Source organism: Endozoicomonas sp. Mp262 (genome assembly GCF_025643335.1).
Classification (GTDB): domain Bacteria; phylum Pseudomonadota; class Gammaproteobacteria; order Pseudomonadales; family Endozoicomonadaceae; genus Endonucleibacter.
In genome coordinates, this window is the sequence record NZ_CP092489.1 from 3639364 (window position 1) to 3664689 (window position 25326).

Genomic DNA, 25326 nt, shown 5'->3' on the forward strand with positions numbered 1-25326 from the left:
TACGTTTTGTGGTTGATCCAGAGGAGTTGGGCTACAGTGAACTCACGGATTCAGGAATTATTTTTTCAATTTATAGGCTCTCATGGTGCTATTTTTAGAAAGCTGCCCACAGTGTTGAGGCCTGATAATGTTTAAAAAACACAAGCGCATCAAAAGATTTAAAAAAACATCTAACAGAATCAATGGGTTTAACTTCATAATATTTTTTTTATTTTTAATGATAATCTCTCTGGTTAAAGCAAATCCACCCGCTCCAGGAGATTTTAAATTATTAGTGCTAACTGGTGATAGTGAGCGACAAGGAGTTGGATTGGAAGAAATGTCTTTTGAAAATGCAAAAAAAATAACATATGCACTTACTGCGAATAAAAAATGGAATAGAACAATTGCCGTATTTATAGCTAATTTTTTTGATAATAAAAAAACAGGTCATGATGTTATTGGTGAAGAAATGGGGAGTATTTACAAAAACATGAAAAAATTATTTGATACCACATCTCTTCCTGTTTATGTGACGGGTATTAATTTGCTTTTTGATATATTTTATGATGACTTACTGCCTATAATGCTGACCATTTCAAATATGCAGGGTCTCATGGATAATCTGTTATCTCTTCCTGGTGATAGTGGTAATAATGATAAAACTGATGCTTTGATTTGGTTAGACAAAGATAAGCAGTTGGCTAATATTGAAAAGGATTTAGAATCTCAACTAGCTGTAATGTATACAAAATGTGAGAAGCATTTTAAAGAATTAATGCAATCTCATATGGGTAAAAGGTATTATCCTTTTCTTCAAGATATGAATCTGGAATCGAATCATCCATGTTTGCGCTTAATCGAAGTATATGGACAAATGATGATCGATGGTGTGTTAGGTATTCCATCTTTATTTTATCAGCTTCCCAGTCTTGATGAAATTACCCCACCCTTAAAAAGGTTTGGTGAAATTATCCGTAATAGAATGTTGTTATCTCAAGATAGTCAGTGCGGCAGTGAAAAATGTCTGGAACAAAATATGATCACTATTGTGGCATTTACTAATGCAGTTCGGTCTAAGTTGGATGGTCTTGCCAGAATGGTTAGGTCTAGTGCAGTGGCTGAAGCTCGTCATGGAGAAGATGTCGTAGCACAGTTAACTAAAGTGAAAGATTTATTTGAAGAAAAACAAAAAAATATAGAAGAAAAAAATGCTCAACAAATGAAGGAGTTAAAAGGCGATATCAAAAAACTGCATGAAGAATTAAAAAAAGAAAAGTCAAGGTCGACTAGTCTTTTGCATCAATTAATAGAGGTTAAAGAAATGTATAAAGCTAATGAAAGGGAGTTGGAATTGGCGAAGTCTATGTTTGGATTAAATGCAGAATCATTTGAAGAGCTGTCAGAGGGGGTTAGAAATACCCGCTATGATGGTGTTTGTTCCTGGAAAATAGAAAATTTTGAATTGCGTAGAAAAGCTGCAAGTGGCGTAAAAAAAAGGGGGGTGACCTATATGGAGAGCCATCCTTTTTACACAAGCAGGGATGGTTACAAAATGTGTGTGCAACTACATTGCAATGGTTCGGATAATAAAGGAAGAAGTATTTCAATATGGATTGTTGTGATGAGAGGTAAATTTGATTCCTGTCTGGATTGGCCTCTTAGGGCTGAAATTAAATTTGAAATTTTAAGCCAAAATAGAAGAGAGGATAAAGATTACATTAAAACCTTTCAGTCGGATCCTAAAAATGCTTCCTTCAAAAAACCAAGAATAGATAGAAACAAAGCTTATGGTATTAGCAAATTCTGTTCTTTTGAAAAATTAAGGGAAGGCAGCTTGTTATTAGATGGATCGTTATACATTAGAGTCACTGTTACTCCTGGAGAAAGTGAGGAAACAGTTGTGGATCATCCTTTGCACCATGGCTTAGAGTCATCAGGCAGCAATAGACTGGGAAATATCGACGATCATGATGAAGAGGCTAGCACTACTCAGCTTCAAACAAGTGATAAGTAGGTCATAGTTTGGTTTCAAATAAACTGGATGTTCGGCCAGTACGAGAAATCTACTTCTTGATCTAACGATCAGATAGCTATTGAATGATACATTTACTCTATTATAAAGAGAGTACTGGTCTTTAAATCCCTCTCCCTATGAAGTACGTCACTACAATCACTGATGAAGCTGTTTTATTAACTTTGAAATTCGCCAAACACTACGGACCTCTGAGATGTATAAGGGAAAGAGCCCATAGCCTTTTATTGAGCAATCGTGGCTTTACCCTTGAGCAAATTGCCGAAATACTTGAAATTAGATATCAAACTGCTTCTCAGTGGATTGATGATTGGGAAGAATATGGTATTCGTGCCTTGTACAAGGGGCATGGTGGCGGTAGGCCGTGCATATATGACGAATCCGAAGTGCAACGCATAAAAGAATTAGTGGCTGAAGAGCCTCGTCGCTTATCGTATGTCAAATCCAAGATCGAGGATGAAACCGGTAAATCTTCATCAAAAATTACTCTGGCAAACATTGTAAAAAAGCAGGGCTGGTTTACAAAAGACTCCGTAAATCATGCAAACATAAACGGGACGAAGAGCAATTCCATGACTGTAAAACTGCTCTGAAAGATGCCCAGGAAGCCGAGAGCAAAGGGTTAATCAATTTATTTTATTTTGATGAGTCCGGCTTTACCCAGGAACCTTGTGTGCCATACGGTTGGCAGGAAAAAGGAAAGCAGCTCAGAATACCATCAGTCAAAAGTAAACGCATCAACGTACTGGGGTTTATGAACCGAAGCTGTGAGCTATTTCATTATCCTGTTGTGGGTTCAGTGAATAGCGATACGGTGATTGCGGCCTTTGATGACTTTGCAGAGAAAATGGCAGATGAAAAATACAGCTCAAATGATCGTTACACGGTAGTTATGGTGGATAATGCCAGCATTCACACCAGCAAAAAGTTTTGTGCCAGAATTGATGACTGGATGATTGAAAAGAAATTGCTGGTCTGCTTTCTGCCAACATATTCACCTGAGCTCAACCTGATTGAAATCCTGTGGAGGAAAATAAAGTATGAATGGCTCAACCTCTTGTCAATCAAGAGCTTTGCGGAATTTGAAAAAGAAGTTGAACGGGTGCTTTTTTCATTTGGAGAGGAGTATATGATCTCATTTTCTAATACTGTCCGACTGGATGGTTAAATTATTCGAAAGCAATCTATACACTACTTACGTATGACGACATTGAAGCGAAAGACCTTAAGCTGACATCAGACAAAAAAGAAGAACAATCAGATGATGACGAATTTGAAGACGCAAGTGATCAGCTGTTTGAAAATCGAGGGGCTGGCACGAGTGCTGCTACGCTTTAATCTCATCCCTCTGAGCAACCAGTATCCAGAGGTTACTCGAATGGCCTGACTGCCGCGGACAAAAGTCTATCCGTAAGGTTTCACCATTGGGCAACGATATTTGCGGCAGTCTACTTTTTTGACTTGACCTGAAAGGAAGGTTGTGGATAATACGCTGCATCCAGGCACGACGCCTGTTTTTATGGCGGACCCTGTCGGTCCCCCCGCAATGATTAGCTGTGAACCCCGCCAGGCCCGGAAGGGAGCAACGGTAGCAGTGAAATCATGTGCCGGGGTGTTGGCTGGCAGGGGACGTCTCCAAATCTTCCAATCGTCCCTCCAGTCGTGCATTCTCTCGACATCTCCGTTAGCATAGTTAATCATTCTTTACTGCCAGGCTGGCTCTTGATCCATTGCTTAATGGGTTTAAAGTGATATTTCTGCGTACTCAGGCTGTTTTGGGTGGTTTTTCCGGGTTCTTTTGATATTGGTTAGTCTCAGTTATCGACTTATGCCAAAAGAATCCAGGACAGTGGTATAACTTTTAAGCTGTTGAATGAGGGGTGTTAAAGCGTTTATGGGCTATCAGGTTCTTGCACGTAAGTGGCGGCCGCGATCGTTTGCCGAACTGGTTGGACAGACCCATGTCCTTCAGGCTTTGGTTAATGCCCTGGACCAGAATCGCCTGCATCATGCTTATCTGTTCACTGGCACCCGGGGTGTGGGCAAAACCACTATTGCCCGGATCTTTGCCAAATGCCTGAATTGTGAGTCAGGGGTCAGTTCTACCCCCTGTGGTGAGTGTCCTGCCTGTCGAGAAATCGATGAAGGTCGTTTTGTAGATTTGATCGAGGTGGATGCGGCTTCCCGGACCAAGGTGGAAGATACCCGGGAGTTACTGGATAATGTTCAATACGCGCCCACTCGTGGCCGCTACAAGGTTTATCTGATTGACGAAGTGCATATGCTGTCTACCCACAGTTTTAATGCACTGCTAAAAACCCTTGAAGAGCCCCCTCCCCATGTTAAATTTCTGCTGGCCACTACAGACCCGCAAAAACTCCCTGTAACCATTCTTTCCCGCTGTCTGCAATTTGCCCTTAAGAATATGACTCCGGAGCGTATTGTGGGTCATCTGGAAGCGGTGTTGGCAGGCGAGGATGTAAAGTACGATCAGCCTGCTCTCTGGCAGTTGGCCCGTGCTGCGGATGGCAGTATGCGCGACGCCCTTAGTCTCACAGACCAGGCTATTGCCTTTGGTAATGGCCGTGTCAATGAGTCAGAGGTCAGTGTTATGCTGGGTACCATTGACCAGGGGCAGGTCATGAAAATGGTTCAGGCTTTGGCTTCTGCATCGGCGGTGGATATATTGAATGCCGTTTCCGGTCTTGCTGAATTTGCCCCGGACTATTTATCGGTGCTGGATGATATGCTGTCTGTGCTGCACCGTGTGGCCATTGCCCAGGCGGTGCCCGAGGCGGTGGATAATAGCCAGGGTGACCGGGCGCAGGTATTACAACTGGCATCAGCGATGACTGCGGAGGATGTACAGCTTTATTATCAGGTGGGCCTGGTGGGCAAGAAGGATTTGTCACTGGCTCCGGATCCCCGTAGTGGTTTTGAAATGGCCATGCTGCGTATGCTGGCTTTTCGTCCTGATGTGGGGCCGGTAGAGGGAAGTTGTGTTTCCGGACAGGGGCGGGAGCAGCAAGTGGCTTCCGAGGTTAATGATCCGGTGCCAGCAGCTGAACCAGAACCTGACCCTGGACAATCCACGGGGAAGGCAGAGACTGTTCCGTCGGATCATCATATTGCCGAGGCTGAATCTAAAGCGGAGGAGAAAGTTCCGGAGCCGTTGCCGGTTAGGGAGGAAATCCCGCTGTCAGCCTATGATGACCTGGAGCCAGCGGGGATGTCTGCTCCTGAAGCTTATAATGATGCAGGTACTCCTCTGGCTGTTCAGTCCGAGGCTGAAATAATGATGCCTCCTCCAGCCGTTGGTGAAGAGGTGCATATTGAGGCGGGTTCCGGCTATATTGCGCCTGATGTGCGTCTTGCAGAGGGACAAAGGGTTGAGCTCGGTCAGCTTGATCCGGGGCACTGGATTGCTGTTTTCAGAAGTCTCTCCCTGGGTGGGGTGACGGGTACTATTGGTTCTCATTGTGAGTATGTAGAGCAAAGCAATGATGAACTCAGGTTAAGGCTTGATAGTCAAAGAAGCACTCTGTATAACGAGATGCACCGGGGACGTATTGAACAGGTTTTATCTGATTATTTCGGTAGACCCTTGAAATTACACGTCGATATTGGTGTTATTCAGACTGAAACCCCGGCAGGGTGGCGTGAGCGAAAAATCAGGGAGCGATTGCAGCAGGCCAGGGACAGTATTTATAGTGACCCTTATGTACAGGGGTTGGTGACGGATTTTTCTGCCAATGTGTTGGAACAAAGTATTGTACCCATTGGTGATGTAATAAACTGATTTAGCCGTCTGTTCCGAAACTGTTTTTCGGTACGGACTTCTGGTTGTCAATCAAGGAAATGGAGAGGTTGTAATGTTTAAAGGCGGTATGGGCAACCTGATGAAGCAAGCCCAGAAAATACAGGAAGATATGCAGAAGGTTCAGGAAGAGCTGGCCAATGCGGAAGTGGTGGGCGAATCTGGCGCGGGTATGGTGAAGATCACCATGACCGGGCGTCATGATGTCAAGCGGGTCTGGATTGATCCTGATCTGCTCCAGGAAGATAAGGAAATGCTGGAAGATTTGTTGGCTGCTGCCGTCAATGATGCAGTGCGTCGTGTTGACAGCAACAATAAAGAAAGAATGTCTGAAATGACATCAGGCATGGGATTGCCTGACGGTTTCAAGATGCCGTTCTAGGCAGACTGCTTCTAAAGGGATATAGCGATTACTTATGTTTAGTCCTCGAATCAGGGAGTTGATGGAAGCGCTTCGCTGTTTGCCTGGGGTAGGGCCTCGCTCTGCCCAGCGAATGGCATTGCACTTGCTGGAGCGTGACCGGGACGGTGCCCGGCGGTTATCCCGGGCGCTTGCTGATGCTGAAGAACATGTGGGGCGCTGCCAGTCATGCCGTACGCTTTGTGAGGATGCGCTCTGTCAGATCTGTAGCAGTTCGGCCCGGGATGGCTCTATGCTATGTGTTGTGGAGAGTCCTTCTGATGTGTTGGCCTTTGAGCAGGCTGGCGGGTTTTCAGGCCGTTATTTCGTGCTTATGGGGCGGTTGTCCCCTATTGATGGCATTGGTCCGGCAGAAATTGGTGTGGATAAGCTGCTTGAGCGGATTCATGGGGAGCAGGTCTCTGAAGTGATACTGGCTACCAATGCTACCGTTGAGGGTGAGGCCACTGCCCATTATATTGCTGAAGAGCTAAAGGGGGCAGGGGTTGAAGTGAGCAGGATTGCCCATGGTGTGCCCTTGGGTGGAGAGCTGGAATTCGTTGACGGCGGAACGCTGGCTCATGCCCTTGCCGGACGTAGAAAGGTTTAGTGGTTTTTTTAAGCAATAAAAAAAGGAGACATTAAGTCTCCTTTTCTATATTGGTCGGAGCGAGAGGATTTGAACCTCCGACCCCCACAACCCCATTGTGGTGCGCTACCAGGCTGCGCTACGCTCCGATGGCTTTGAATTATCCATAATTCAGGGGGTTATGCAAGTTCTGGTTTTTATGTGTTTACAGGACGTGAGATTTCTTCAAAATAAAGTGCCCGGAAAACACTTGCCTTATCATTATGCGGGTGTGTATGGGCCAAAAGCAGAGCGAGGTGAGGGAGTCGAAGAATTTATACCGGGGTTGGAGAGTGTTGACAAAAAAGCCTGGCAGGAGGTTCTGGAAATAAACACTATTGCACCATTAATGCTAACCCGTGCGCTGCTGCCATGTATTGAACAGGGTGCCGGGAAGAAGGTTTTGTTTATCTCATCTATGCTAGGTTCCATCGAAGGTAATAACCTGGGTGGAGGGTATATGTATAACTCTTCGAAAGCAGCACTGAACATGGTTGGCAAGAGCTTGTCTGTTGACTTGCTGGATAAGGGTATCACAGTTGCAATGGCACATCCCGGTTGGGTTAAAACTGAGATGGGGGGGCCCAATGCCGAGATCACCGCGAAACAATCTGCCGAAGGGCTGAGAGCCATCATTGATAAAATGGAGCTGGGCAGTACGGGGCGCTTCTGGAATTACGATTGTACAGAGATGGCATGGTAAAGAGTTGACTGATTATGAAGCTAATTTATAAGTATGTTTTATTGGCCTTGGGTCTGTTCGCAATAGCAGCTTGCAGTCCACCTAAGGATTCTGTCACACCAGATGTCCCATCAGATAAACCGCAAAGTGCTATAGAAAGTCAGGGTTCGGGAAAAACAGCTATTGAAAAGACCAGGCCGGTTGTTAGCCTCAATACCTCAATGGGTAATATTGTTATAGAGTTTGATCCTGTCAAGGCGCCAATAACCGTCAAAAACTTTTTGGGCTATGTTGAAGGTGGATACTACGACGGACTGATTTTTCACCGTGTGATCCCGGGGTTTATGATTCAGGGTGGTGGAATGAAGGACGATATGGCCAGTGCCAGCCCGGGCAAAGCCATTAAAAATGAGTCAGATAACGGCCTGAGTAATATGCGGGGAACCATTGCCATGGCCAGAACCAGTGATCCTGATAGTGCAACATCACAGTTTTTTATCAACCAGGCAGATAACACTTTTCTTGATTATAAGCCGGGTAAGCCGGGTTATGCTGTGTTTGGCCATGTTATTTCAGGTATGGATGTGGTTGATAAAATCGCTAAAGTGGATACCGGGTATAAAAAAGGCCACAGTGATGTGCCTGAGAAAGCTGTGTTTATTACCAAGGTTGCAATTATAAAGGCCGGGTCTGATCCTGAGGCGGTGGAAGAGTAGGCTGACTGCGCGTTGCCGGCGAAAGGAAACTGTCACAAAAGGCGTTTTTTCAAATTCTTGGTACTCTTAGTGTCCTTTGTGGTTCCAAAAAAACAGCCCATTGGGCTGAGTCTTTTGCGGTATTCTTGAGACGCCGGGAACGGGTTTTTGTTATATCACTTAGCGGGCCTGTTTTCTTTTTCTTGCTAACTGAAATGGAGTATCTGCCTTGGAGCAGGCGTTGAGTATTCGGGCAATTGTAAAAATACTAAGGGAAGAGGCCAGAGCCAGTAGGCAGCGCCGCTTGTTGGTCCTATCGGGTTCACAGCGCTGGTGTTTTGAACAGGCAGAAAGCGCTATCAATGAGATAGACCTTCAATCCATGCTCTGGGTCGGTGGTGAGCCTGGCCTGCCGGTAAAGACCATTCAGCCCTGCCAGGCTAAACAATGGCTGGGACAGGAAACTGACCTGATTGTCATTAATGCCTGGGCTGGCTTTGATGTGGATGCCTTCGGTGCCTTAAGTGGCACTGTAAAAGCAGGAGGGCTATTGTTATTACTAACGCCGCCCCTGCATCAATGGCATCGTTTTAATGATCCCGAGCATCAGCGCATTGCCGTTTATCCCGAGGGTGAAGCGGCTGTTTCCGGGCGCTATCTGGCGCGTCTGGCCCGGCTTATTAATGGTGGGCAAGGATTATCTTATCTAAGCGAAGACGGTGGCCTTTATGTGGATCAGCCGGAAATTAGAACCCCAGCCAATTACAGCGACGCTCAAGGCTGTATAACCAAGGGGCAGGCCAGTGCTGTTGAGGCAATAAAGAAAGTAGCTCAAGGCCATAGGAAAAGACCTCTGGTTTTGACTGCCGACCGAGGTCGGGGAAAAAGTTCAGCACTGGGTATTGCTGCGGGCCAGTTAATACAGGAGGGCATTAAAAAAATTATTGTAACGGCACCCTCTCTGGTGGCAGCTGAGCAAGTGTTTTGTCATGCGGCCGGGGTTCTGCAAATCCCGGATGGACAAAAAAATGAAGTTCTGTGGCAAGGGGGGCAGATTATTTTTCGGGCGCCCGATGAACTTATTCGATCCAGGGACGCCTGTGATTTGTTGCTGATTGATGAAGCGGCAGCCATTCCCGCCTCGTTGTTACAAAAGCTATTAATGTCCTATTCCCGTACTGTTTTTTCCTCCACTATCCATGGCTATGAGGGCACGGGACGGGGGTTTGCGGTTCGATTTCGTAAAATCCTGAATCAATTGACACCGCAATGGCGGGCCATGCATATAGAGGAACCTGTACGATGGGCATTGGGCGACCCCCTGGAAACATTTACCTTTGATGCCCTTATGCTAAAGGCTATGCCTGCAACCCGTGATGAATTATCGATCATGCAGGAACAGGGATATCGATTTGAAAAGCTGGATCGAGATCAGTTAGTGGGTAATGATCGTTTATTAAGTGAGCTGTTTGGCCTTTTAGTGCTTGCCCATTATAAAACCCGGCCATTTGATTTAAGGCACCTGCTGGATGGCTCCAATATAGAGATCTATGCCTTACGGGCTGGCGAGCATATTCTGGCAACGGTACTTGTTGCCATGGAAGGAATGATTGAATCAGCGCTGGAGAAGCCTATCTGGCTGGGTCAGCGAAGGATTAGAGGCCATTTGATACCTCAATCCCTAAGCAATCATGTGGGTATTAGTTCAGCTGTATTTTTAAAGGGGGCCAGGGTTATACGGATTGCAGTACATCCTGACTTCCAGCGACAGCAACTGGGCTTGCGATTGCTTGAAGGGGTTTGCAGGGAGTTAAGTCAGCGAAAGATTGATTATATAGGGAGTGTATTCGGTGCTACACCGGAATTGCTGGCCTTCTGGAAAAGGGCTGGACTTATGCCGGTTCGACTGGGGCTGAATAGGGAAGCGTCCAGTGGAGTTCATTCCGTGATGATGCTGAAACCGCTTTCTGAGGCTGGGTTGACTATGACCTCCCAGGCCAGGGAGCGCTTTTCAGAGCAGTTCAGCTACTTATTATCCGATGTGCTCGGGAATCTTGAAGCGGATATTGTATTGCCTCTGCTTAAGGGGCTTCAGAAAGATAGTGGTCACCTGACAGATATGGACCGGCAGGATATTCAATCATTTGTGCAGGGAGCAAGGCTTTACGAATGTTGTATTGCTGCAATAAAAAAAATTGTCTGGCAAGTGCTTTCAGGCAGGCAGTCTGGTCTTGCACTAGAGCGTTTCGAAGAAGAGCTGCTGGTGGTAAAAGTGTTGCAAAATAAATCCTGGACCGGGACTGCCCGTTTGCTGGAGTTAAAAGGGAAAAAACAGGCGCTGTCCTCCTTAAGAAAGGCGCTCGGTCATTGGCAGCAGTGGGAGGTAAAGGGGGAATAGGAACTCATACTACCCCCATTAACCACTCCCTGTATCTTTATTCTCTTTATCAGGTTTTTCTGCTTTTTGAGAAGGGCGTGGCAGTGGGTCAATGGTATAGGCCTGGTGGATGCGATAGGTCACTGAGCAGCCACCACTGGGTAAGTCCTTGAGAAGGGCATTGATCCCGCCCTGATTTTGGGTCCAGGTAAAATCAGCGGCTTTTCTGATTTCCTGCCACTGGGGGTTTTCGGATTTAAAGGAAGTGCAATCAGTGGGGAAGGTTGAGCCTACCAGGCTATAGGCCAGACAGCGACGTCCAAATTTAATAAAGGTGGTGTTTTTCCAGATACTGTCTTTATCCTTTCCCCAGGTGGCCATGACGCTGAAACTTCGGTTATTGAAATAACCGGTTGAGGCCACACCTTCGCCATTCTCTGACAGACCTTTAAACTCTTCCAATATGGCTGAATCACACCGGTTAAACCCGGCCTTATGGGCCATGGACAGAAGATCGGTGGCGCTGGCTGGCAGTGATAAAGGGAATATTGTTAGCAAGGCCAGTAGAATGCCGATCCGTGGCATAGTGAATTCCTCTGCTGTATCCACTATCAGATTATCAGTCCTGTATATTGGAGACAACCGTGTACCGGAAGTTAATAAGTACCCAGCCTGATGAAATCCTATATTTCTGACTACTTGCTCAGATGCGCTGCTTCGTTGCAACTCTGGTTACATAGGCCAACTATGCGCCCGTCGTTGCGCCTTGCATCACACCTAATCAATCAGCCAGAAATATAGGATTTCATCAGGCTGGGTACTTAGCGATTAAAAATGGGGTTGATAGATATTATTAAATTTATTAATTTCTACCAACAAATTATAGTGACGCCATTCATTACTTTTCAGGAGTAGATATTGATGGAACGTTTTACCGTTTTTGGTCGCCCCGGTTGTGGTTTTTGTGTCCAGGCCAAAACTGTTCTTGAGAGAAAGGGACTGCCTTTTCGTTATGTGGATATTCACGAGGAAGGCCTGACCGCTGAAGATCTGGAAAAGACAATAGGCAAGCCGGTGAAAACCGTACCACAGGTGTTTCATGGCCAGCAATATATCGGTGGCTTTCAGGAACTGGATGCTTACCTGAAAGAACTGGCATAGGTTATTTTTCAATGCTTGAGAATGGGGAGTGGCAGCCTATACTGCTCCCCATTCCCCATTCCCCATTCCCCATTCCCCATTCCCCATTCCCCATTCCCCATTCCCCATTCCCCATTCCCCATCACCCATCACTCACCTCAGCACTTTCATACCGATAAATTCTGGAATGTGGATTGTCACTGATTTTAACCAGTCTGGCATCGCTTCGCTGTAGTCTCTCTTGCTTTGCCAGGGGGTCAAATGGGCGAATCCGGTTGAATTCAGGCAGTGGCTCTCCGGGAGCCAGTGTTAGAAATAGCGGTAAGGGTGTGTTTATTTGCCCGGGATAACGTTTTTTATTCTCCGGTTCTTTAAGTCGCAATGCAGTAATAGTTTTCGACCAGGTAAGATTAGCCCGGAGGTGTGGAGCCAGTATCCGCTTAATGACCACTATTTGATCTTCGGGCATTTGCTCCAGCACCTGGATATCACTGCCGATGGCCCCGGATGCCAGGTATTTTTTTCTGAGATGATCAATGGCCTCCGGAGCACTCAGGCGAACTGTACCGCTATGACTGGCGGCCCAGCTGAAGCCAACCCGTCGGGGTGGCTTTGCAAAAAGCTTCAGTTGCCGGTAGCTTTGAACAAAGTGAATATGGTGGATTTTTAAGCCACCCAGTATCCCTTCCCTTAACTCCTCGGACGTTTGTTCAATGGCTTCAATGCTATCGCCAAACAGCTTCCGGTATTCTCCCATGGCCTGTTTAAATTCAACCCTTGATGTGTTTAATCTCAGGCCGCACTGATAGGTTTCTGGTGATATGCCAATGAGTCCTGGTAACCTGGCGGTTTCCTGCTTACTTTGGTTGGGCTGATACGTTAGCCGTGTGGTTGTTTCTGCGGCCAGTTCCCTGTCGGTTTTCTGGGTATCAGAGTCACTGGTCTCATCTCTCATTACCCAGGCAGGCAGATGACTATCAGCCAGTACAGCCTTTTTAAAGGTCTGGTTGGCTTCTACCAGTTTGACAAGGGTGTCGCGAACTGCAAGTTTTGCTGCTGTTTCCTTGCTCATAACTTAAGCTCTCTTGTCAGGGAGCCAGACGCGCTATATGCCAGCCCGGCCCTGAGGTTTCAGTCTTGTTATTTTGGTGGGTTTGCCGGGAATATAGAAAGCGGTCATGGAGCCGGTTAGGGCGACCCTGCCAAAACTCAATTTTCTCGGGAACCACGCGATATCCACCCCAAAATGATGGCAGGGGAACCTTTCCTTCAGTAAATTTGCGCTTCATTTCATCCAGTTTCATTTCCAGTAGCTTTCGCCCGGTGATCACTGAACTCTGGTGTGAAACCCAGGCGCCCAGCTGGCTGCCATGGGGGCGGCTGGTGAAATAACGAAAGGACTCTGTTTTGGATATTTTTTCAGCCCTGCCTCTGATAATGACCTGTCGTTCTAATTGTAGCCAGGGAAAGAGCAGTGCCACCTGAGGGTTTTTAGTGATATCTTCAGCTTTGCTACTGGCGTAGTTGGTAAAAAACACGAAGCCGTTTTTGTCCACATACTTTAACAGCACTGTCCTGAGTCCGGGCATACCGTCAGAATCTACTGTTGCCAGGCTCATGGCATTGGGCTCCGGCAACCTTGCTTCCTGAGCCTGCCTGAACCATAAGGCAAACTGGTCAAAAGGGTCATGCTGGAGATTTTCCCTGCTTAGACCTGACTGGGTATATTCCTCTCTAAGATAGCTGACATCCACGGGTTTGTACTCCTTTATACATCCGGCCGCTTTGTGGGGGTAATCATCGCACAGGTTGCCAGTAACAGGAATAGATTGTTGCTACAGACACTACTTCTTAGTCAGCTTCTTAAGCTGTGATTATTGATCTGGTGTTGATTGAAAATACCAGTTAAATCAGCTAAAACAAAACTGGCTTTGATTATTTGTTAGGGTTGTTATGTTTAAGATAAAGAGTTGTTGTTTCTTATTGTTGTTTATTTGGCTTTTCAATTTTAATAATGCTTTTGCAATGAAAAGAGGGCATGATGATGAATGTGCTACGGCAACTGAAGATCAGGCCAAAGCAAAGAGGTTAAAGGTTAAAGCATGCCTTGAAGAAGAAAATGAAGATGATTTTATGAGTCGCCTTGATACGCTGAGTACAAAAGAAAAAGGAGTACAAGATTGGCAGAGAAAGTATTTATTGAGGTTTTTACTTTCTGATCCTGGCAGTAGCCTTGCTGTAGTTGATGCTTTGCTATCTGATAAGAATATAATGGATTTGTTTCAGCCTGTATCAGATATTTTGTTTCCGTCGAAGAAGGTTCCTGAATTTATAGCTAGATCTAATGGAGAACTTAAGGAACTTTTAGATGGAGAATCAGTAAAAAGATTATATTACCTAGATAAGTATGGATGTATGAATATTCTCAATAAGTGTGAAAGTGATACTTTAAGATATATTGTACTAAAGAATAGTGGAGGGGTGGGTGATACCGAGTATCGAGATGACGGCGCTTTATGTTTTCGGGGTAAAGCCTTACCACAGGGGATGGAAAGTGAAGATCAGAATGATTCAAGGTATTTTGTAGTCTGGGATAATGAGCAAGAAAAACCTGTGCTTTTAACTGATGAGAAAGTGAGAGCCTGTCAGGCGCTGGATATGAAAAGTGCTCTTAAACCCGTGATAGAAAAAGTTGAGGAAGTGGCTAAGAGTATGCCTGCATTAAAAAATAGTCATACTATTTTATCCGATGAAGGGGGGGAAAGGCTTGGTGTGGTTCAAAGATTTGAGACGGGTGTTGATGCAATAACCGGATTAACTTATCGCTACTTTTTGGTAAAGAATCAGGGTGAAGTGTTAAGTTTATCTTTGGCTGAAGTAGCCACTGGTAGCGCAGAAGTAAAATGGATTGACCCTGCCATTTTAATTAATCCTCCACGTCCAGGGGTTGCCTTAATAGAATATGATTTGAATGCTGAGGATAATAGGAATGTTATCATTACTGCAAAATATAGTAATGGAGAAGCCAGTGAAGGCTATGCATATGTTTTTAGCAGGATGCCTGATGGTGGTTGGAGGGAGTCTGCAAGGTTTGAAAGTGGTAGCCAGTATAAAATTGGCTCTATTTCCATTGATTATCCAATGTTACGCCATTCAAAATATATGATGGGTGTTTTTATAGTTAAAAATGACAGGTTGGAGTATTGGTTAAAACAAGAGCAAATAATGATGTTTGAAAGGAAGTTAAATCTACCTGTTAGAGAAGGCCTTGAAATCGAGGATGAGAAACCTGAAATATCATTAGAGGGTGGCTATGTTATTGTTGATGATAAAATAAAATCTATCTCTCATATGTGGGATTTGTTAGATAGTTCAGGGCAGAATACGGTAGGAGAAGTTATTGAATTGCCATTAACAACCTATCAAAGAGAAGGGGATTTAATGATGCCAAGATAGCGGTAATAATAGTTGTACCGCTATCTCGTGAACAATTATTTTTCCCAATAAGTCTCTTCCAGGCAATCCTCTCGCTCGGGCAAGCTGCGGGACAGGCGAGGTGAGCTTTGTGCCAGTACTTCATAGCTGACCCGGTTGGCATATTTGCATACCTGGGAGAATGAAGAGTAAGTTAGCCAGGGATGCTTGTGCTTGCTGGAGGTGGGTAGAATCTTCCTGTGGAAGTGGTTAGCGGCCAGGTCATGGATAACGGCAGATAATGCGCCATCACCGGCGCCATTGGTATTATTGATTTTGTCCGGGCCTCCCATATAGGGTGAAATATGGGAGTAAACCTTGATGGGGTGTTCACAGTCCCCCTTTCTTAGAGGACGGCTGAACTCAAACTGGTTAAAATCACTGACACCTGCTGACCGAATGGGATTATCCGTTTGGCGAGCCATTTTTTGCTCGGTATAACCGCTGAGATAAAGCCCTTCGGGTCCGGCAGTTAACAGTGCCATATCGGTCATTTCAAGAATTTGTTCAGATGCCAGTAACGGGTCTTTATGGCCAGTTAATGCTTCAGCTTCCTCTTCATTCATGGCCACCACCGTAACGTAATCCGAGATAAACTGAACCAGTCGCTTCTGGATGGCAGAGACCAACCCTCGGGTGCCCAGGGTTAATATCACCGGAATATCATGTTCTTTGGCAACCTGTGCTGCTTTTAAGGTGGCTTCATAAATGGGCAGGGATTCATTGCCCAGGGTATAGGCCGTCAGCACCAGGGCGGATGAATTTTTGATAATATCATCATAGATATACTCGGGCGTCAGGTCATTCATCTGGCCAGGGCTTATGCCAAAGGTTCTTTCGCCTCCGGGGGTGATCAGGGCAAAGCAACGGCCAATGGAGCCATTCACTGGCTGCAGGCAGGTCAGGTCCACTTTGCTACTGGTATCGCAGAGGTAACGATAGGAGGCGTCACCCACCTTAATGTTCTGGCTCATAACACCAAACTGGATCGCCCGGTCTTCTGACAGGGTGGAATAGTTATGCAGTGTGTTGCCAATGGTTCCCCCGGCATACTGGTTTTCAATCAGCTGCTTTTCTTTCAGAAGCTTATAGAGCCTGTCGGCAGTATCATTATCAATCCACTGGGACGCGCCCTTATCCAGGCCAAAATCACTTAGCAATGAGGTATCGACATTGGCGGTAATATCGACCAGATTCTGGTCGATGCCGCATACCGTCGTGTTGACGTGCCCAAAAACAGTGCTTTCCAGGTCAAAACGGTTGTCTGCATTGACAGGAAAATAGTGCTTTGTCTTACGTCGGCCGGGAAACTTCATGGGCGTGTAATCAATTGAGTTGTTTGGTAAGGACGCGGATTATTGAATAAATCAGGGTTAATTGCCACCGGATAACATACTGCACCTGTAGGGAGTAACCGTATTCTCTGCCCTGCCATTTCTCCATAAAAAAATAAAAAGAACAGCGGATAGCCTATGGTTATCTGTCAATTACAGGCATAATCATTTTTCAAGCCAGTTACAGTAGAATCGAAGTGGAATACGCAAAAATAGCCAGGTAGCTATCGGTATTTTATACATAGCTGAAATAAAACCTGACTCGAGTTGCCCATAGATAGTATGTAAGGTGGATGTATTTAATGTTAAGAGCCAGTTTGGCCCGGGCTGCTATAACGATAGCGGGAGTCGTGGGTATGGTTGCAATAGGTGGTTGTTCTATGCCAGTTGAAAGGGAGATAGCCCCCCCGGCTACATATTTAGGTCATGTTATCAAAAGTCCGGCAGATACCCGGGACTATCGCCATCTAACCCTGGATAGCGGTCTCAAGGTGCTGTTGATATCCGATCCTGATACGGATAAAGCTGCCGCAGCCGTTGATGTGGGGGTAGGAAGTTATAATGATCCGGATAATCGCCTGGGTCTTGCTCATTTTCTGGAACACATGCTGTTTTTAGGCAATAAAAAATACCCGGAGGTTGATGGTTATTTCCAGTATATAAAAGCCAATGGCGGCAGTGCCAATGCCTATACAGCGGATGTCCGTACTAACTATTTCTTTGATATTAACAGTGACAAACTGCAGCCGGCACTGGATCAACTGGCCCAGTTTTTTGTCTCGCCGACACTGGACCCGAGCTATGTGGACCGTGAACGCCATGCCGTGGATTCAGAATACCAGCTGCATACCCGCGAGGATGGCTGGCGTTTGCTGACAGCGCTCAATGCGACGTCTAATCCCGAGCATCCGAAGAGTCGTTTTTCCATTGGTAATCTTGAGACCCTTAATAATGAAGATGGCCAGTCTCTATGGAAGGATCTTAAAGCCTTTTATGACCGGTACTATGTGGCTGAGAATATAGGGGTAGTGGTTTATGGTAAGGAGAGTACGGACACTCTGGAAAAATGGGGCAGGGCTTCCTTTAAAGGGCTGCCGGCTCATCAATCGCCGGATACTGCCATTGGTGTCACTCCTTATACCAGTAAAGAACTGGGGGTGCGTATCAATGTGGTTCCTTTGAAAGAAACCCGGGTACTGTCCCTTAACTTTCCCATGGAAAGTGTCTACCCCTACTATAAAAAGAAACCACTGGGCTACCTTGCCAGACTATTGGGGTATGAAGGAAAAGGCAGCCTCCATAGCCTGCTGAAGGAACAGGGGCTGATCGATTCACTGGCGGCCTATAGCAGTGATGTACCTAACGAGTACAGCGAGTTTGCCGTTCGAATGGAGCTAACACCCAAGGGGTTGGATAAGGTTGATGAAATATCAGCTATGGTATTTGACTACCTTGATTTAATTCGCCGGGAGGGCCTGCTAAAGCGCCTTTATGATGAAAGTCATGATATTGCCCAGCTAGGATTCAGGTTCCAGGAAGATAGAAGCCCTCAGCAAACAGTATCGGCACTGGCAGCACGAATGCACTATTTACCGGCTGAAAATATACTGGATGCCAATTACCTTTATGAGCAGTATGACCCGGAACTGATTGGTCAGTTTCTTGATAAAATGACGCCGGAGAATCTGCGCCAGGTGGTCATTGCCCAAGGGTTGGAGACCGATAAGGTTGAACCCTATTTTGATACCCATTACAGCGTCAGGCCTTTGAATGCTGCGCTGGTAAAGCGTTTAAACACTCCGAAGCGGCAGGCAGGGCTGACCATTCCTGCTCCCAATACATTTATTGCCAATGATTTTGAGATGCGTCACAAGGACGCTTCTGTCAAAGAACCCCGGCATATTGTCCATAAACCCGGTATTGATGTCTGGAGCATGACGGACACCAGCTTTACCATGCCCCGGGCCAATGTCCGGATTAAACTGACCACACCAGCCGCTTCCGATTCTCCGGAAAGCATTGTGCTGCTGCAGCTCTACCGGGCACTGTTATCCCGTAGCCTGAATGAATATGGCTACCCGGCCAAGGAGGCAGGGCTTTACTATTCCATTGCCGCAGGTCGTGAGGGCATGATGATCAGCCTGGCAGGCTATCAGGATAAACAAAGTACGCTGCTTAAAGATATTCTGGCGGGTGTGGAGCAATTCAATCCGGATAAACAGGCATTTTTACAAGAGCGTGCCCAGTTAATCCGGGGACTGAAAAACAAGGCGTTCCAGCCACCCTATCGCCTGGGAATGGATGCCCTTAATCAGGTGATTTATCGCAATTATCCTGATGACGAAACCCTGTTGAAAGCGGCTGAATCAGTGACTTTTGAATCACTGGTTGGTTATGTCAGGGCCTTTTTCAATACCGGGCATATCGAGATGCTGGTTCATGGTAATCACAGCCAGCAGGAAGCCCAGGCCCTGGCTCGTATGGTTGAAGCCACACTGATGAAAAAAGCGGGTGAGCGGTATTCTGACCCATACAATCTTCTGACAGATCAGAGCAGAGTGTATGAGCTGAATGTCAAGCATAACGACTCGGTGTTTATAGCGTACTATCAGCGTCCGGAAACAGATAACCATGAGCGGGCCCGCTATGCCTTGCTGGGACGTCTGCTGGCCACACCATTTTTCAATTCCCTGAGAACGGAGCAGCAGTTGGGTTATGTAGTGCTGGCGGGCGCACGACCCGTGGAAAAACACCCCGGTATGATCTTTGTGGTGCAGTCACCAAAGCTTGATCCACTGGGACTGGAGGCGCGGGTTGATACGTTTCTTAAGCAGCAGAAAGACCGCATGGCCAAGCTGACGGAAGAAGAGCTGAAACAGTATCAACAGGGGCTGATGGGCGATCTGCTCAAGCGGGATGCCAATCTGGATGAGCGGGGTTCCCGTTTCTGGCAAGCTATCAATAGTCAGGAGACCTTTGATAACCGGGAGAAAATTGCAGAGGAAATTAGCAAAATGACCGTGGCTGATATGCAACAAGCCCTGGCTACCCTACTGGAAGGCAAGGGGCGTTTGGTGGTTCGCTCATTTGGTGAGGGGCATCAGCAGGCGAAAAAAGACCTGGTGGATGACACTGTCTGCCACGATTTGAGTTGTTTTAACGATTTACCCAGAGGAAGGTAGGTTGAAAGAGCTTTTTTCGGACTGGCCTCTGCGCCATTAAAAACCCATGCCTTCCCCCCATAACTGCCGGTTCTGGGGGGATACTCTACTTTTGATTCTTTGGGGGGTTGTAAGGGTATTTTAAATCAATGGTTACTTCAGTAGTCTCTTTATTGACATGTAATACGGCTTTTTTGAAATCAGGTTCGGCAGTATTTGAAAAACCATACCCTTCGGTGGGTATGCCCAACAAATTCTTATCCAGGACACCATTGTTATTTTCATCATGAAAAATTGATATGGCATAATTTCCCGGCGTCTCCACCAGGAATTTCTGCTTCATTACACCCTTTTTCGCTTGTGCTTTGATGTATATTAAGGCACCGCCCTTGCCCGGGAATGTGTTGCTTTGGTTGTGCAGGGCAGCCATAAGGTAACCCTGGTTATTTCGAATATTCTGGACTGTGAAAATAATTTCGTATGAAAAGGCAGTGCCAACCACGTTTGATAAAAAAAAGGCCAGGCTGGTTTGGAGTCCTCTAAGTGTGCCCATTGGAATTCCAGTCATATCTGCGAGCCAATGTAAATAATAGTTTAATTCAGGCGGCAGTTTTTAATTTTTTACCCAGATAACTGGCAAATTTGGCCACCAGGCCATAGACGGATAGTTGTGGGTTGGCACCAATACTGGTGGGAAAGACCGAGCCATCCATAATGGATAGGTTGTCAATATGATGATGCTCTCCCAGGCTGTTAACCACTCCTGTTTTCGGATTTTCACTCATGGGACAGCCACCCATCAGGTGAGCCGAGCCCACCCGGGTGAGGAATGGAGTCATTTTGAGGGTGTTGAGCTGTTCCCGTGCACCCTTCATGGATGACACAAAGCCAGCGTCCTGGTGCAATGGCATGACCTTCCGGGCACCTGCAGCAAACTGGATTTCTGCCTGGGTAAGCAAAGCCTGTTTGGCTCCTGCCCAGGCATACTCACTGAGTTCATAATCCAGCAGTCCGGAGCCATCCTTTCTAATGAATACCCGTCCGCCTTGACTCTCTGGATGGAAACCATCCCTTAATAAGGCAAGCAGGCAATTGGTATTTGGGTATTGCTCCATTCGTTCTGTCAAGACACGTCCACGACTGCCAAACAGGGTGCCTGTCAGGGCAGGATGTAATGGCAATGCTTCCAGTTTGTAACCCATTGGGTCGGTCGTACCTTGGCGCCATTGGAATTGATCGGAATAAATGGACTGGGGAGCTCCGCTGTAAGCGGCTATCTTGTGGGGAAATTGCGCCATGCTGGCCACAACCGGGTGAATAAAGGTTCGTTTGCCCACTAAGTTATAGGGATCAAGTATATCAGAGCGGAGTAATAACGCCGGGGTGTTGATGGCACCTCCTGCAGCCACATAGTGTTTTGCCTGGATAAATACTTTTTTCCCATTGGGGAATGCGGCGTGTTTATCCATGGCAAGGCACTCAAGAGCCTTTACCGAATCCTTATGAAACAGAAACCGTTGTGCCTGACAGAAAAAAACAAGCCGGGCTTTGTTATCCAGGGCAGTGGGGATGGTGGTAACCAGCATGCCCTGCTTGGCATTGGTAGGACAGCCTGTGCCGCAGTAGCCAAGGTTCCAGCAGCCCCGGACATTTCTGGGAATGGCTTTCCAGCTATAACCCAGCTTTTCACAGCCTTTTCGCAGAATATCATTGTTGTGATTGGGAATGGCCTGCCAGTGGGCAATATTCAGGCGCTGCTCCATCAGGGTAAACCAGGGATGCATGGTTTCGGCAGAGATGTCTTTAACATCGAAGTAATCAGTCCAATAATTCAGGGTCTGCTCAGGGGTTCTGAAACTGGATGTCCAGTTGATAGTGGTGGAGCCTCCCACTGTTCGGCCCTGAAGTAGGGTAATGCTGCCAGATTTATTCATGCGGGCAGCGGATTCCTGATAAAGGCTACTGTAGGCTTCACCTTCTGCCATATTGAAATCATTGCTGGACTTCAGGGGGCCGTGCTCAATCATAATCACTTTCAACCCGGCCTTTGCCAGTATTTCAGCGGCAGTCCCACCACCGGCCCCGGTGCCGACAATGGCAATATCCGCTTCCAGTGTAAGATCCTCTTCAAGGGTGGCGGCGTTGATAACCGACCATTGGCCACTGTTAATCCCTTCAGCAAAAATATCTTTTATAGCCATGTGTGGCGACTCCATAACGACAGTTTTACTTTTAACGAGCAATCAACCATCAGTCATTGATTAATAATTATTGGGGCGAGTGATCAGTTGATGCTTATAAGGTGGTCCGGGATAACTAATATCAGGCCAGGATTGCTCAAGGCCGTACCATTGCATCAGGCTGAGGTTTATTAAACTGCCATAGGCTTTTTTGAGAAGCTCGAGGGAGCTGGTTCGCCACCCTTCCAGGAAGTGCTCAATGGCGTGCCGGGAGGCGTGCTCCCATTTTTTCCAGACGCCGGTTATGGCACCTTTTATCGGTGAGGTGAGCAGTGCAAGAAGATCCCGGAATTCCTGCTGGCTAATAGGGGGAAGGGTCTTTAGATAAGTATCAATAGTGTGAATAAATAGGTTTAACACTTTGTGTTCAGCCAGGGGGGCGCCAATAATAACCGGCAGGGTTGCCGAGAAGAATGCATGGTCTTCACGGGTAAGCCAGGCATCCTTGCCGGTGGTTAAGGCCTGGCTATCGTTGCTTATAACCAGGGAGCAGCTGCCGCTGAAGGCCAGCAAGGTTAACCCCAGGCTGCTTTGACGGATAAAGTTTCTTCTCGACAGGTTGTCAGGCTGATTATTTTTTATTTTTTCCATGATCAGCTTTATGGCTATAGGTCTTGTTGTGCATGAATTGTTGATCAAAATGCATGGGAAAATAAAGTTTTTTGTGATTTTTTGCTGAATTTAGTGGATATTTGCGGTTAATTGTTTGAAATGATGACCAATGTTTCATAAGCTGGTGGCGTTATGAGCGTGGGCAGACAGGCTTTAGCTTACTGTCGCCTGAATAAAAAAATGCCGAACCAGGAAGACAGGTTATCAATGTCCCCTGTAAGATAATGGTTACATAATCCTGCGCCGGTTACTTGCCGGGCAAGCTATGGAGGGGTGTTTATATGAACGAAGCTGTTCTGTTCAATGAACTTGCTACGGATAAAGGTCAGAAGATAGGTGTTATTTCTCTTAATTCTGAAAAAACACTCAATGCCCTTGACCAACCGATGATCGATGAAATCTATGACAAACTGCTCGCCTGGAAAAGCAGCAGCGAAATTGTCTGTGTCTTCCTTGAAGGAAGAGGGGAGAAGGCTTTCTGTGCCGGGGGTGATATCCGTATTTTGCGTCAGACAGTGGCTGAGGGCGGCCAGGATGCCCCTCTGCGTTTCTTTTCCAAGGAGTATCGCCTTGACTATCTTATTCATACCTACAACAAACCGGTGATCTGCTGGAGTAATGGCTTTGTGATGGGAGGGGGGCTTGGCCTGATGGCAGGGGCAACCTTCCGGGTGGTCACCGATACCTCGATTCTGGCAATGCCTGAAATCAGTATTGGCCTTTACCCTGATGTGGGTGCCAGCTGGCTATTAGGGCGAATGCCGGTAAGGGTCGGGTTGTTTATGGCTCTTACAGGCTGTCGTCTGAATGCGGGTGATGCCATTTATCTGGGATTGGCAAACCGCTTTATTGATCATGCCTTTCGTCCAAATGTTCTTGAAGCCTTGCAAGGTGCCGAGTGGAAGCACGGTGACCATTATGAGACGGTTTATAACGTACTGGATAAATATACAAACAATAGTGCAGGCTGGTTACCTTATTCAAAAATAAGGGCGCTTCGTGACACCATTGCCGGCTTGATGGACCAACCCTCCCTGCCAGTGATTATGGATCAGCTGGAGGCGCTGCAGTCTGAAGATGCCTGGCTGATGTCCGCCAGGGACACGGCTTTGGCGGGTTCTCCCCTGTCTGCGGCTATTGCCTATGAGCAGTTAAAACGAACCCGTCATGCTTCCCTGAAGGAGGCATTTATGAGTGAGCTGGTGCTGTCAGTGAACTGTGCCCTCAGGGGGGATCTGAATGAGGGGGTCAGGGCGTTATTGGTGGATAAGGATAAACAACCAAAATGGCAGTTTGATAACGTTCGTGATGTTGACTCGGATGCCCTGGAGCAGTTTTTCCAGCCTCCGTGGGGAGAGGCAGAGCACCCGCTGGCAGATATGTGATCTTAACCCGGGTATAAAGTACCCGGGCTAAAAAAATAATAATGACACTATGAAAAATATTAAACGAGAAAAGGATTTCTCATGAAGGACCTATTGGCCACAGTGTTTTTTTCTGTGGGTGTTTTTATTTTGACTGGGCTATTGGATCACCACTTTTATCCCAGAGTGGGAGTGCCGATGACCCGGGACACACTTTTTCTGGATTCGCTGATTGACTCGCTGCATGCAGAGCCGGATTCCGTTAAGCTGCAAGGGTCTGCCGGGCTTCCAGCGTGGCGATGATGGTCTTGGCGAGTTCCCGTTCGCAGCCGTAATCATTCCAGTCTATGGTAATGAGTGGTGTTTTCATTGACCGGCAAATCTGCGGCAATATGGCCTCGTGGTAATGATGGATATCGCGAATATAATCAAGGGGGGTGCCGCTCTCGGCTATTCTGGCTCTTTTCAGCAGCCGGTCATGGGCAACCTCGGGTGTTGTCTTCAGATATACCACAGCACCGATGGTGGGATAATCCTTTAGTCGCTTCTGTATTTCACAATAGTGCAGCATATATCGTTCATCCGGCTGATCCATAAACAGGAAGTTAGCCTGGGTGAAAATCAGGTCTGAATACAGGGATCTTTCAATCAGATAATTTCTGTTGGTAGGCAGGCTTTCAACAATGGATGCCCGACGCTCAGTAATGTACTGCTGAAACTCAATCCTGCGAAGGGAGTCTGTGGGGTTGCGGGTAAATGCTTCCAGCAGGCGGGTAAACTCGGGGTCATCAACGGGTTCCTGTATGGGGTCCCAGTCCAGCTCGGCAGCCAGTTTTGGCAAGAGCGTGGACTTGCCAGCGGCAATATTGGCTTCGATAGCGACAAAATAATTGGTTTGTTTCATTCAGGAACCCGGCTGTTGATGTCCAATGATTACCTTGCGCTGAGCGGTGGCAATTCAGTGGTACTAGAACCCATAGAAAATGGCGCTCAACTTTAGGGCGAGGCTTGCTTTCCCGCAATAGGTAATCAAACGACTACAACAGCCGAAAAACGCTATCGACTTGATTAAAAGCAATGGGTTGGCCGTGGGAGTCCGGCGATCAAAGCGGCTACTTTGGCAGGGCTCTCGGGAAACAACTGCATCAGGTAAATGCTATTGCCTTTTTCTTTACCCAGGGTATTGGCGATATGTTTAACAAAGGGACGCTGGCTGGGTGCATGTTCGTATTGGTGGTAGAAATCCTGCAAGCAGCCAATGATCTCCCAGTGAGCCTCTGACAGCTCAATATTTTGTTGTCTGGCAAGTATTCTGGCCACCTCGGGACTCCAGTGGGTAAGGTCTTTGAGATAGCCATCCTGATCAAGTATCAAATCTGTCATAACGA

22 protein-coding genes, 1 tRNA gene and 1 other RNA gene are annotated in these 25326 nt (G+C 46.7%); 14 read left to right on the forward strand and 10 right to left on the reverse strand.

Translation table 11 applies throughout. The features are described from left to right. Positions 1–127 precede the first annotated feature (127 nt). The 7 genes from MJ595_RS15825 (at position 128) to recR (ending at position 6841) form a co-directional block, all read left to right on the forward strand. Positions 128–1996 (forward strand): hypothetical protein, encoded by a 1869-nt coding sequence (locus MJ595_RS15825; RefSeq protein ID WP_263078942.1) that lies wholly within the window; start codon positions 128–130, stop codon positions 1994–1996. A gap of 137 nt (positions 1997–2133) precedes the next feature. Then, positions 2134–2607 (forward strand): helix-turn-helix domain-containing protein, encoded by a 474-nt coding sequence (locus tag MJ595_RS15830; protein WP_263078037.1) that lies wholly within the window; start codon positions 2134–2136, stop codon positions 2605–2607. Next, entirely contained in the window at positions 2529–3182 is a 654-nt protein-coding gene (locus tag MJ595_RS15835) for an IS630 family transposase (RefSeq protein WP_263322427.1), read from the forward strand. Before MJ595_RS15830 ends, MJ595_RS15835 begins: the two co-directional genes overlap by 79 nt. Positions 3183–3544: 362 nt before the next feature. Next, an RNA gene (gene ffs / locus MJ595_RS15840) (signal recognition particle sRNA small type) lies at positions 3545–3642 on the forward strand. A gap of 266 nt (positions 3643–3908) precedes the next feature. Beyond that, positions 3909–5813, forward strand: coding sequence for a DNA polymerase III subunit gamma/tau (dnaX, locus tag MJ595_RS15845; RefSeq protein WP_263322527.1), 1905 nt, complete (start codon positions 3909–3911; stop codon positions 5811–5813). Positions 5814–5886: 73 nt separating this feature from the next. Then, positions 5887–6213, forward strand: a complete 327-nt coding sequence (locus tag MJ595_RS15850; RefSeq protein ID WP_263078943.1) for a YbaB/EbfC family nucleoid-associated protein — start codon at positions 5887–5889, stop codon at positions 6211–6213. Between the two features lie 34 nt (positions 6214–6247). Then, positions 6248–6841, forward strand: a complete 594-nt coding sequence (recR, locus tag MJ595_RS15855) for a recombination mediator RecR (protein ID WP_263078944.1) — start codon at positions 6248–6250, stop codon at positions 6839–6841. 51 nt (positions 6842–6892) lie between these two features. On the opposite strand, the gene MJ595_RS15860 is transcribed toward recR, so the two are convergent. Beyond that, a tRNA-Pro gene (locus MJ595_RS15860) sits at positions 6893–6969 on the reverse strand. 32 nt (positions 6970–7001) lie between these two features. On the opposite strand from MJ595_RS15860, the gene MJ595_RS15865 reads away from it, so the two are divergent. The 3 genes from MJ595_RS15865 (at position 7002) to MJ595_RS15875 (ending at position 10634) form a co-directional block, all read left to right on the forward strand. Beyond that, entirely contained in the window at positions 7002–7562 is a 561-nt protein-coding gene (locus MJ595_RS15865) for an SDR family NAD(P)-dependent oxidoreductase (protein WP_263078945.1), read from the forward strand. Positions 7563–7693: 131 nt separating this feature from the next. After that, the gene (locus MJ595_RS15870; protein WP_263322528.1) at positions 7694–8257 is read left to right on the forward strand and encodes a peptidylprolyl isomerase; all 564 of its coding nucleotides are present in this window, start codon (positions 7694–7696) and stop codon (positions 8255–8257) included. Positions 8258–8465: 208 nt separating this feature from the next. Continuing rightward, complete coding sequence (locus MJ595_RS15875) at positions 8466–10634, forward strand: GNAT family N-acetyltransferase (RefSeq protein WP_263078946.1); 2169 nt, start codon at positions 8466–8468, stop codon at positions 10632–10634. Between the two features lie 18 nt (positions 10635–10652). On the opposite strand, the gene MJ595_RS15880 is transcribed toward MJ595_RS15875, so the two are convergent. After that, a complete protein-coding gene (locus MJ595_RS15880; RefSeq protein ID WP_263078948.1) occupies positions 10653–11198 on the reverse strand; it encodes a hypothetical protein in 546 nt (181 codons plus the stop codon). Between the two features lie 336 nt (positions 11199–11534). Here MJ595_RS15880 and MJ595_RS15885 point away from each other — a divergent pair, with 336 nt between their 5' ends. Continuing rightward, a complete protein-coding gene (locus MJ595_RS15885; RefSeq protein ID WP_263078949.1) occupies positions 11535–11774 on the forward strand; it encodes a GrxA family glutaredoxin in 240 nt (79 codons plus the stop codon). A gap of 121 nt (positions 11775–11895) precedes the next feature. Here the strand turns inward: MJ595_RS15885 and MJ595_RS15890 are convergent, their stop codons facing one another. After that, positions 11896–12825, reverse strand: a complete 930-nt coding sequence (locus MJ595_RS15890; RefSeq protein WP_263078950.1) for a DNA replication terminus site-binding protein — start codon at positions 12823–12825, stop codon at positions 11896–11898. A 16-nt stretch (positions 12826–12841) separates the two neighbouring features. Next, a complete protein-coding gene (gene pdxH, locus MJ595_RS15895) occupies positions 12842–13507 on the reverse strand; it encodes a pyridoxamine 5'-phosphate oxidase (protein WP_263078951.1) in 666 nt (221 codons plus the stop codon). Between the two features lie 199 nt (positions 13508–13706). Between pdxH and MJ595_RS15900 the strand changes: the two genes are divergently transcribed. Then, the gene (locus tag MJ595_RS15900; protein ID WP_263078953.1) at positions 13707–15209 is read left to right on the forward strand and encodes a hypothetical protein; all 1503 of its coding nucleotides are present in this window, start codon (positions 13707–13709) and stop codon (positions 15207–15209) included. Between the two features lie 35 nt (positions 15210–15244). On the opposite strand, the gene MJ595_RS15905 is transcribed toward MJ595_RS15900, so the two are convergent. Further along, the gene (locus MJ595_RS15905; protein ID WP_263078954.1) at positions 15245–16543 is read right to left on the reverse strand and encodes an inosine/guanosine kinase; all 1299 of its coding nucleotides are present in this window, start codon (positions 16541–16543) and stop codon (positions 15245–15247) included. A 374-nt stretch (positions 16544–16917) separates the two neighbouring features. On the opposite strand from MJ595_RS15905, the gene MJ595_RS15910 reads away from it, so the two are divergent. Beyond that, a complete protein-coding gene (locus MJ595_RS15910; RefSeq protein WP_263078955.1) occupies positions 16918–19743 on the forward strand; it encodes an insulinase family protein in 2826 nt (941 codons plus the stop codon). 85 nt (positions 19744–19828) lie between these two features. On the opposite strand, the gene MJ595_RS15915 is transcribed toward MJ595_RS15910, so the two are convergent. From MJ595_RS15915 to MJ595_RS15925, 3 genes are read right to left on the reverse strand one after another with little or no spacing between them, the layout of a single operon-like run. Further along, positions 19829–20275 carry a DUF2141 domain-containing protein gene (locus MJ595_RS15915; RefSeq protein ID WP_263078957.1) on the reverse strand — a complete coding sequence of 149 codons (447 nt, stop codon included), beginning with the start codon at positions 20273–20275 and terminating at the stop codon, positions 19829–19831. Between the two features lie 46 nt (positions 20276–20321). Further along, a complete protein-coding gene (locus MJ595_RS15920; protein ID WP_263078958.1) occupies positions 20322–21923 on the reverse strand; it encodes a GMC family oxidoreductase in 1602 nt (533 codons plus the stop codon). 60 nt (positions 21924–21983) lie between these two features. Continuing rightward, a complete protein-coding gene (locus tag MJ595_RS15925) occupies positions 21984–22553 on the reverse strand; it encodes a hypothetical protein (protein WP_263078960.1) in 570 nt (189 codons plus the stop codon). Positions 22554–22855: 302 nt separating this feature from the next. Here MJ595_RS15925 and MJ595_RS15930 point away from each other — a divergent pair, with 302 nt between their 5' ends. Next, positions 22856–23959 (forward strand): enoyl-CoA hydratase/isomerase family protein, encoded by a 1104-nt coding sequence (locus tag MJ595_RS15930; RefSeq protein WP_263078962.1) that lies wholly within the window; start codon positions 22856–22858, stop codon positions 23957–23959. A gap of 241 nt (positions 23960–24200) precedes the next feature. Here MJ595_RS15930 and MJ595_RS15935 read toward each other — a convergent pair whose 3' ends face one another. Together MJ595_RS15935 and MJ595_RS15940 are read right to left on the reverse strand one after the other, a co-directional pair. Then, on the reverse strand, positions 24201–24842 hold the full coding sequence (locus MJ595_RS15935) for a deoxynucleoside kinase (protein WP_263078964.1): 642 nt from the start codon (positions 24840–24842) through the stop codon (positions 24201–24203). Positions 24843–25006: 164 nt separating this feature from the next. Continuing rightward, positions 25007–25321, reverse strand: a complete 315-nt coding sequence (locus MJ595_RS15940) for a TusE/DsrC/DsvC family sulfur relay protein (RefSeq protein ID WP_263078965.1) — start codon at positions 25319–25321, stop codon at positions 25007–25009. Between the last annotated feature and the right edge of the window lie 5 nt (positions 25322–25326).